The sequence below is a fragment of the Komagataeibacter xylinus NBRC 15237 genome (assembly GCF_001571345.1).
Taxonomy (GTDB): domain Bacteria; phylum Pseudomonadota; class Alphaproteobacteria; order Acetobacterales; family Acetobacteraceae; genus Komagataeibacter; species Komagataeibacter xylinus.
Window position 1 is genome coordinate 1 of record NZ_BCTP01000069.1, and the last position, 9286, is coordinate 9286.

At 60.6% G+C, this 9286-nt stretch carries 7 protein-coding genes; all 7 read right to left on the reverse strand.

The genetic code is table 11. The features are described from left to right. On the reverse strand, positions 1–892 hold an 892-nt coding region (locus GXY01S_RS15445; RefSeq protein ID WP_061276544.1), incomplete at its 3' end, for an AI-2E family transporter. Positions 893–1153: 261 nt separating this feature from the next. Then, on the reverse strand, positions 1154–2674 hold the full coding sequence (locus GXY01S_RS19090; RefSeq protein ID WP_370664504.1) for a TonB-dependent siderophore receptor: 1521 nt from the start codon (positions 2672–2674) through the stop codon (positions 1154–1156). A 3-nt stretch (positions 2675–2677) separates the two neighbouring features. Further along, positions 2678–3721, reverse strand: a complete 1044-nt coding sequence (locus GXY01S_RS19095; protein ID WP_255210470.1) for a TonB-dependent siderophore receptor — start codon at positions 3719–3721, stop codon at positions 2678–2680. A 318-nt stretch (positions 3722–4039) separates the two neighbouring features. Next, positions 4040–5080: a FecR family protein gene (locus GXY01S_RS15455; RefSeq protein WP_061276546.1), complete on the reverse strand. Its 1041-nt coding sequence runs from the start codon at positions 5078–5080 to the stop codon at positions 4040–4042. A gap of 107 nt (positions 5081–5187) precedes the next feature. Then, on the reverse strand, positions 5188–5751 hold the full coding sequence (locus tag GXY01S_RS15460; protein ID WP_255210471.1) for a sigma-70 family RNA polymerase sigma factor: 564 nt from the start codon (positions 5749–5751) through the stop codon (positions 5188–5190). Between the two features lie 178 nt (positions 5752–5929). Further along, complete coding sequence (locus GXY01S_RS15465) at positions 5930–8056, reverse strand: FUSC family protein (protein ID WP_061276550.1); 2127 nt, start codon at positions 8054–8056, stop codon at positions 5930–5932. 459 nt (positions 8057–8515) lie between these two features. Next, on the reverse strand, positions 8516–9286 hold a 771-nt coding region (locus GXY01S_RS15470; protein WP_156470336.1), incomplete at its 5' end, for an MFS transporter.

Sequence of the window (9286 nt, forward strand, 5' to 3'; positions counted from 1 at the left end):
TGACAATGGTGACGACGGTGATCACCAGCAGGATCAGGGCCGGGACAAGACCGCGGTCGAAATAAACCCAGATGACGGCCGGGATCAGCGTGATGCCCGGACCGGCCTGAAGCAGGCAGGCCATGAAGGTGACAGCGGTGAGAATGCTGGCCAGCGGCACGACGGCGATTTTCAGCCCCAGTCCGGCGACGGCGGACTCGACAATGGCGGTGACGGTGACACCAAAGGCGACGCCCCGGATGGTGTGGCCCGCAAGCAGCAGCATCTCCCGGCCGCGTTCCCCCGCAAGAGCGGTGACGAGACGGTCCGCCGCAGCCGTGGCGGCTTCAGCTTTCATGAGCAGCACGCCAAGAATAACCAGAGTGAGCAGGAACTGGACAGCCAGCATGCTGAAGCTGCCGGCGTAGGAGAGGACGCTCCGGATGAGATATTCCGGCGAAGGAATGATCTGGCCGACAACCTCAGGCGGCTTCATATGCTGAAGCCTGGTCCACATGGCGGTGGTGTGCTGTCCGATCAGCGGAAGCCGGCGCAGCCAGTCCGGTTCCGCCGGCAGGTGAAAGGTGGAGGCCGACGCGATCATCTGGGCAAGATCGCCCGCGTGCCGGACGACGGTGGTGATGGCCAGCCACAAAGGCAGAACGAAGATCAGCAGGGCGATGAGAATGGTCACGGAAACGGCGAGACCGCGGCTGTGCCCGAGAACGGCCTGAAGCCTCAGCAGCGGGGGCCAGGTGGTGACGCCGATGGTGACGGCCCAGATGGTCGCCGGAAGAAAGGGCCTGAGGATCCAGATGGCGCTGATGACGATAAGGCTGGCAAGGAGCGCGACGAGAACGGCCCGCGTAAAGTCTGCGGAGCGGCCTGCTCCGTCCTGCGGCGGTTTCGCCATGGTCTGTTTCCCTGTTTCCGGCTTCCTGTTCCCGGAAGAGACCGGGCGGGTCCGCCTCCTTTATGAACCGGAGGGAAGACAGTAAAGCTTTGCGGAACGGCGGCTGCCCTGTGCGACACGGGCGACAGAAAAGCCTGCAGTCCGGGCGGCGTTTCCTCGCGGCGCCTGCCCGGAGGAGATCAGAGAGATGCCGGACGCCCCCATGATCCGGAGCGCCACCGCATATGTTCTGCTGATGTCTGCTGTGAAACCGGCCTGTTTTTACCAGCTATAGCTCAGGCTTCCATAGACGCGACGGCCCTGGCCGACATAGCAGGCAAAATTGCCACCGCAGGACGTCACGTAATATCTGTTCGTAAGGTTGGAGACGGCAAGCTGCGCCTGCAGGCCTTTCAGCATGGGAATTTTTTCGCTGAAATCATAGTGCATCCCGATGTCGAACAGATAATAAGCAGGTACTTTGAACGTATTTACCGCGTCACTGTAGGTAAAGCCAATATAGCGCATGCCGCCATTGACTGAGAATCTCGGCATGATCTTTCCGGGAAGTTTATAGTCGAGGAAGAACGAGAACATATTGCGGGGGACACTCTCGACATATTTTCCCTTCTCCGAGGCGGTCGGACCATAGCTGCCATCCGGAAGCTGAGTTGCCGCCGTGAGATTGGTTTTCGCATAGGTCATGGAATTGTATGAATAAGACGCGACCAGACGAAGATCGCGTGTGATGTTGGCGTTGGCGGCGACCTCGAACCCTCTGGCGTTGACCCGGCCGGCATCGGCGGAGTAGTTCGGGTGCGCATAATCGCTGATCAGGTAATGGTTTTCGTTAATATCATAGGCGGAAGCGGTGATCAGGATGTCGCGGTTCGGAACCTTGTATTTGAGTCCGGCTTCTTTCTGCTGTCCTGTCAGTGAGGGAAAGGGATTTCCCAGCCAGTCACTTCCGGTTTGCGGAATGAAGGAGGTGGCGTAGCTGAAATACGGTGCAAGTCCGAAGTCGAACTGGTAGATCAGGCCGACACGCCAGGTGAACGCGCTTTCCGGCCGGACGGAGCGGACATGGGCTGTGTATGTCGTTTCGTGCGCCGCGTTTTCATTGGTGATCGACTCTCCGTGGGTTGTCTCATCGACCCAGTCCTGACGGCCGCCGAGCAGGAGGGACAGGCCTTTCCATTTAATCTGGTCCTGGAAATATACGCCTTCCTGGAAATACTGATTGGTGGACGTGGTCTGCCAGACGGTACATTCCGGAGAGCGCGGGCTGGTGCATGGCCTGTAATTGTTCGGCGGGTTATACAGGTCAGTTGTGTATTGCGCGTCATCGAATGTAATATTCGAGTGGTAATTATACTGCCGGAAATCGGAGCCGACGACCCATGTGTTTTCCACGTTTCCGATTTTGAATTTTTCGTAGAATCTTGAATCCAGACCGGTCGTTCCGTTGTATCCGTCTGAGATCCAGGGCGTCAGCGTCGCCTGCCTGTCGTTGATCATGCCGGACATATACATATCACGGTCATAGCTTTTTGATTTTTCGTATCTGAAAACCTGACTGAAGTTCAGAAACCGGCTGAACCGGTGCTGAAACTGGTATTCAAACATGGCGTCCCGGTCGCTCTGCTGATTGAAATTCGTGCTGCCGACGAAACGGCTGCGCGGGATGCGGCCATAGGGTCCCGGATAGAGCGTGCCCTCCACCGGAAACTGCATATAGTTGGTTCCTTTAGCAGGCGTATAGAGATAGCTGCCGAGGACGGTCAGGGACGTTTTGTGATCGATGTCCTAGGTGAGCGACGGCAGGACACCTGTCCGCTTATAGGCGATATGATCAGTCTGCGTGTCCTGTGTCGTGCCGATGGCCGCGATGCGGAAACGCATATTCCCGGATTTTGTAATTTTATCGCTGTAGTCGAACGTTGCTTCATAGCGATTCCAGTTTCCGAAGCCGACCGACACCTGATGCAGCGGTGTATCGGTTGGTTTTTTCAGACTCATATCAATCATGCCGCCGGGCGTCGTCTGGCCGTACATGACCGAGGCCGGGCCGTTGACGGCTTCGATGCGTTCGAGAAACGCGGTTTCGCCCGCGCTTTTGGAGTTGGACATCAGACCGTCAACGAACTGTGATGTTGAAAATCCGCGCTGGGTGATGCCGCCATAGCCGCTGTAGGCGGCGCCGTTGCTGTATGTGCCGAGCTGTTCCGTATAAATGTCGGGCGTATAGCGCAATGCCTCCTGCACACTCTGCGGCTGCTGGTCGAGCATCAGCTGTTTTGTAACCACATAGACCGACTGAGGGATTTCCATAATGGACGTATCGGTTTTCGTGCCGGCCATTGTTGTCTCGGCAACGTAACCGACACCGGGACCGGCCGGGTTCTGATGTGTGGCAGCACCTCCCACACGGACAGGCCCGAGCGTAATCGTGCCGGCATTCGGGGCGGGGATCAGTGTGACGGTGCTGGTTCCGGTAAGACGCCAGGTGAATCCTGTTCCGGCGAGAAGACGCGCAAGCGCGCTGGCAGGAGGCATGGTCCCGCTGACACCGGGACTTGAGATGTTGCGGATCACATCGGCGCGGACGGAGACCTGCCACCCGCTCTGTGCACCGAAGGAAGCCAGGGCGTCTCCAAGTTTCTGAGGCGGAATACTGAATGTCTGCGCCGGAGCGGAAGCGGAGGTCACGACGGTCTGTGTCGTGTTCCCGGCCGGAGCGGCCTGGGCCGGCGTGCCGGCAAATCCTCCCGGCACCGTCGTGATCAGGGCTGTGGCCAGCCAGCGGGCGCGCGCATGCCCTGTCCGTTCCCGCGCACTCCGTGTTTTCATTTTTGTCCTGTCTCCGGGTCGTATCACGTCCAGTATCGGGATCTGTGTTGTTGCAAATCAGACGCAAAAGCAGATCCCGGAACAAGGACGACACCAGGGCTCCGGATTTTCAGAAAAAACTGCGAACAGAGCGAAGTTCTGGGAATGCCGCACGGCGTGAGGCGCTGACTCTTACGGGAAGAGAACCGGGCTCTGCCCGGACCCGGCAAAGATCACAGACCTTTGCAAACCATTTTGTTTAACAGACCGGGTGCAGAGGCCTCGGGTCCCTGCCGGGTTTCAGGGCAGCCCCCTGAGAATAGCCCAGGACGACCAGAATCAGCGCGTGGAGAGGACGACGATCCAGGGCGAGATCTGCCGCATGGTGGCGTCCTCGGCGCGGGCCACGGCCGCGAGCGCGGCAGCGGGGTCGGACAGGGTGTAAACGCCGGTCAGCGGCTGGCGGGCGAGAGCTAGCTGCACAATGATCATACCGTGAAACCAGGGCCGGATGGCATCGACAGCATCTTTCACGGTGCGATCACGGATTATGGCGCGGCTGCGTGTCCACAGCGCGATTTCCTGCGGACTGATCGTGTCCCGCCGGAAAGCGGGACTGCCATCCGCGTTCCGGCTGATGCGGATTTCGTCCCCGGCCTGAAGGCGTTCCCGTATGGCGTGACCATCCGTGCCGTCCTCCACCTGAACGGCGCCGTCGCATACGGCGATTGTGGCGCCCTGATCCTCGTGGCGGATATCGAACGTCGTGCCGATATCGGTGGTGCGCACCGGACCGGCCGTCACGGTGAAAGGACGGGCGGGATCATGGCGCACGGAAAACAGCGCCTCACCGCGCAGAAGCGTGATGGCGCGCTGCGTGCCGGTGTAACGGATGGCGACCGCAGCGGAAGGGGCGAGCCGAATGGCACTGCCATCGGCGAGGGTGATGGTGCGCTGCTCCGCCACGCCGGTCATCTGATCCGCGCGAAGACGAAGCAGGAGATCCGGGGTGAGCAGGACCGCGGCGACACAGGCAGCCGCGAGCATCAGAGCCGGAAGAACGAATTTTCCACGCCGCCCGGCCGGACGGCGGAGCGGGATGGCGGCGGATGACCCAAGTGCGGTATCCGGACGGTCCGTGCCGGCGCTCATCACCCCGGAGCCGGTCAGATCCGGACTCAGGGCGGGGCCGAGCTGGTCGAACAGGTGGCTGGTGGTGAGCCAGTCCCGTTCATGGGCGGGGTCTTCAGCCCGCCATGCCTCGAAGCGGCGGCGCAGCGCGTCGTCGTCGGGGGCTTCGTTGAGAGCCAGCAGCCATTCGGTCGCTCTGCGCGGCGGACGGATGTCACGCGCCGCCTCGTCGTCCGGTTCCGTGGGCATGATGTTCAGTTTCCGGTGTCGCGGACCGCGCCGCGCAGTGCGGTTCGTTCCCTGCAGAGAAGACGAAAGCCGCAGGCCTGATTTTCAGAAAAGAAACGCATCGGGGCTTATTCTGTCCTGTCCAGGCGGTTGCGGCAGTGATCAAGCCCGCTGAGGACGAGGGTGTGTGCAAGGCCGATGGAAATCCCGAGCTGAGCAGCGACTTGCTTATACGTATGGTTGCCCAGACGGTACAGTTCAATGGCCCTGCGCGTGCGTTCCGGCAGTTCCGCGAGCGCCTCGTTCAGGCGGCGGATTTCGTCGCGGTCGGCGACTTCCGTTTCCGGAGAGGCGCGTTCCTCGGCGATCTGCTCAATTCTGCCGCAGTCTTCGGTCCGGGGGCGGCGTCTGCGTTCCCGAAGATGTCTGCGCTGTCCATCAATGGCGAGGTTGCGCACGACGCGGTACAGATAGCTCAGGGGATTGTCCCGCGGAGGAGCCGCCGCCGCGCAGCGCACCCAGGCTTCCTGAACGATGTCTTCCGCGTTAGGGCGATCGCCCGTGATGGTGCTGGCATAATCCAGCAGGGCGCTGCGGTGGGTATCGTAAAGGGCCAGCAGTTTGCCGTTACGCGGCATATCGGGGACGCCTTGCTTTCGGGTTCCAAAGTGCTTCCCGGAGCGGGCGGGCATGGAACCATGCTCTTTTATGCGAATCGTTCGCATTTTCCATAAGGATTATGGAAGCATTTCGCAACCGGACAATCCGCATGCCGGCTGGCGGCTTTTTTTCTGAAAATTCGCCGGCCTGGTTCGTCCTGAACCTCGTGCCATAAAATCCGTTCCGCACAGCAACGACTGCAGACGGGAATCAGAGAGCGGCGGAGACAGGCCCTTCCGGCGCACCGGGGATGATGGTCCGGTCGCGGTTGAAAAACGCGCCGCTTCGGGTGAGCTCTCTGGCGGCGATGGAGAGGCAGCCAATGGCCTCGCTGATCTGGATGCGTTCCGCGGGGTCGTCCGACCGGGTCTCCATCCGGTAAAGCGTGGCCTGCGTGTTTCTGATCGCGCCGGTTTTCACGGCCACATGCAAACGGGGATTTTTCAGCTGTTCGAAAAGCTCTTTCAGCTCACGCGTGAGATCGGATGACAGCATTTTATTCCGGACCAGAAGCTGCAGATAGAGCAGGTTTCTTCCGGCGGTCATGATGGAAAAGGCATCCCGCAGCCAGACGTCGATCCGGGGCGCGTCACGGTCTTTTTCATGGGCGATGAGACGCTCCATGCCCTCCACAACCTCACCGAGCCAGACCTGGTCGGTCATGCGGGTGTCCGCATGCACAATATCTCTGAGACCGTTTTCGACAATCGCGCCGAAGCTGCGGCGGAAGGACGCGAAGCTGAAAGGCAGCAGATAGCGAAAGACCATGACACCGAAGCCGAGCCCGGCGAGCAGAGCCATGGAAGTGTTGAACCACTGCACCTCATCCGTGCGGAAGTGGTTTTCCGGCATAAGCATATAGGGAAAGAAATTGACGAAGGACGCGCCCATGGCGGCAGTGGCGTGGTGACGGTTGACCAGGCCGCCGAGAATCATGGGAATGCCGGCGGCGAAGCAGAACACCGGATAGTCCGAGGTGACCGGCATGACGAGAAACACCGGCACGATGGCGGCCGCCACGGCCCAGACGGCGCCGAGAAAGAAGTTTTTACTGGCGATGACGGTATTGGAGAAAGACGCGAAGCGGGCGCAGACCACGGAGACGAACATCACGAAGAGGGTGCCGGTGGGCCAGGCGGTAATCTCCCAGATGAAAGCGGCGACGAGAACGGCGATGAAGGAGCGGAGGCCGTTGGACATGGCCGAGCGCCAGTTCGACGGACGGACGAGACGGAGATGGCTGAGGGTGGTTCTGTCCATATCGGCGCACATGAAGCAGCGCAGCAGGAGTGTCAGTTCCGTCAGCAGGAGAGCCGTGCCCTGGAGCACGATACGGTCATCGACCAGGCTGTGCCGGTCAGGATTGCCTTTTTCGGTATCCGCTGTTTTTTCGATGGCGGTTTCGCAGGCGTAACTCAGGCGTCCGACGCGGAGGCAGAGCTGCGCGACGCCGGCATCTGAATCCAGAAAGCGCGGCATGGCTTCGAGAAAAGCAGAAAATTCCGCCACAACGGGCCGCGCGACAGAGCCGGTTTTTACCCCTGAAAGCGCGAGCCGGGTCTGCATTCCCAGGCCTCTGGACATGAACTTTGCCGCCTGGCCCAGGGTTGCGCGGGCATACGCCACCATAGGACCGGAATGCCCGGCCTCGATAGCGCTGAATTCCATCCGGTCATTCAGGGTCATGACGTCGGATAATGTCCGGTAGAGATCGCGCTCGGACGGAGGGCGGGAGAGAAGAATGTCCCTGACGGCGGAAGAGGTTTCCTCAATAATGTCCCTGAGCTGGCGGCGGACGGTGGCTCTGGTGCGGACAGCGACGCCGGGTTCGCAGATCAGGGCGACGGTCATTTCGCAGACAACGCCAAGAATGATGTAGGTGCTCCGGGCGATGGCGGTGCTGAAAACCTGATCCGGCGCGTCGATCGAGGAAATGGAGATGATCGCGCAGGTAAATCCCATCAGCACGAAGGTATAGCTGTGGTAATTGTGGCAGAGCGTTCCCAGTCCGGCACAGAGACCAACCCAGCAGGCGAGCAGCGGGAAGAACACCCAGGGCTGCTGCGGCGCCGCGGAGATCAGCACGATAGCGGCGACAGCGCCGGCGAGGGTTCCGATCACACGCCAGTGCGCCTTGGACAGGCTTTCTCCGATGGTGTTCTGTGCGACGATCCAGACAGTCATGGCGGCCCACTGGGGCTGGCCGAGTTCCATCCAGAACGCGATGCTGAGAGCGACCAGGGAGGTGACGGTCGTTCTGAGGGAGAAGAGCAGATCCCGCGCGGAAGGGGCGAAAAACCAGCTCCCTTTCATCAGGCTCCGGATGATCTCGGTCACAGACGTATTTTCATCTCTTGCATATCTGGTGAGGCGTCATATGAATTCCGGCGCCTGTTCACAGATGCTTTATCAGCAACCCCAGGGCCGCGCCAGCGGAAAAATCCATGTTGTGACAGGAGGATTCCGCAGGACGTAAAATGCCGGCCCTCGCGGGCAGAAACCCGGGCTCTGCCCGGCCCCGGCAAAGGTCGCGGACCTTTGCAAACCATTTTGTTGAACAGATCGGGGTGCAGGGGCCTGCGGTCCCTGCCGGGTTTCAGGGCAGAGCCCTGGGAGTGCCGCATACAGTGAGACACTGAGTCTTCGTGGGAAGATTTCCGGGCTCTGCCCGGGCCCGGCAAAGGTCGCGGATCTTTGCAAACCATTCTGTTTAACAGACCGGGGTGTAGGGGCCTGTGGTCCCTGCCGGGTTTCAGGGCAGAGCCCTGAGAAGGCTCCACGGCAGAAGAAAGCCTGTTACGCCTTGCGGGCGGCCCAGCCTGTTTCCCGGAGGAAGAAGGACAGACCGATGGCGATGACGATGCCGATGATGAGCGGCATGAAGGCCTCGCGGTACTGCGCCATGGTCAGAACGGTTCCTTTTCCCATCAGGGCGGAAACGAGCGGAGACATAACGCCGGTCGTTCCGAAGACGAGGAAGTTCATGACGCCGGCGGCAGTGCCTTTCACCTGGGGCGGGTTGACCTCTTTCATGGAGGAAAACGGAATCATCGCAGCGCCGGAGGCAATGCCCATGATGAGGGCGACCAGGTATTTCGGCATGATACCGACAGGCACGAAAAGCGCGCAGAGCGAGGCGGCCAGCAGCAGGACAGCGCCGCCGAGCAGGACGGGCTTGCGGCGGCCGATCTTGTCAGAGATCCACCCGAGCAGCGGACAGCCGATGACCCAGTCGATGGGAACCATGGAAACGTCGGAAGCGGCGAAAGCGATGGTGGTGTGCTCACCGGAACTGAGCATGGAAGCACCCCAGCCGAGCGCGCCAATGGTGGTAGGCACGAAGAGCAGGCCACCGATGATGCCGGCGCACCAGCTCTGCGGGTTTGAGAAAATGATTTTGAAAGGATTCAGCAGATTGGCGGCGGTCAGGGGGCCGTGATGACGGGCGCTGTCGCCGGAATCACGCGGCATGATGACCCAGACGGCGGCGGCGAGAGCCAGACCGATGATGCCGAAACCGAGCCAGATATGCTCCCATGACACATGCCAGCTCCCCTGCGAGTCGAC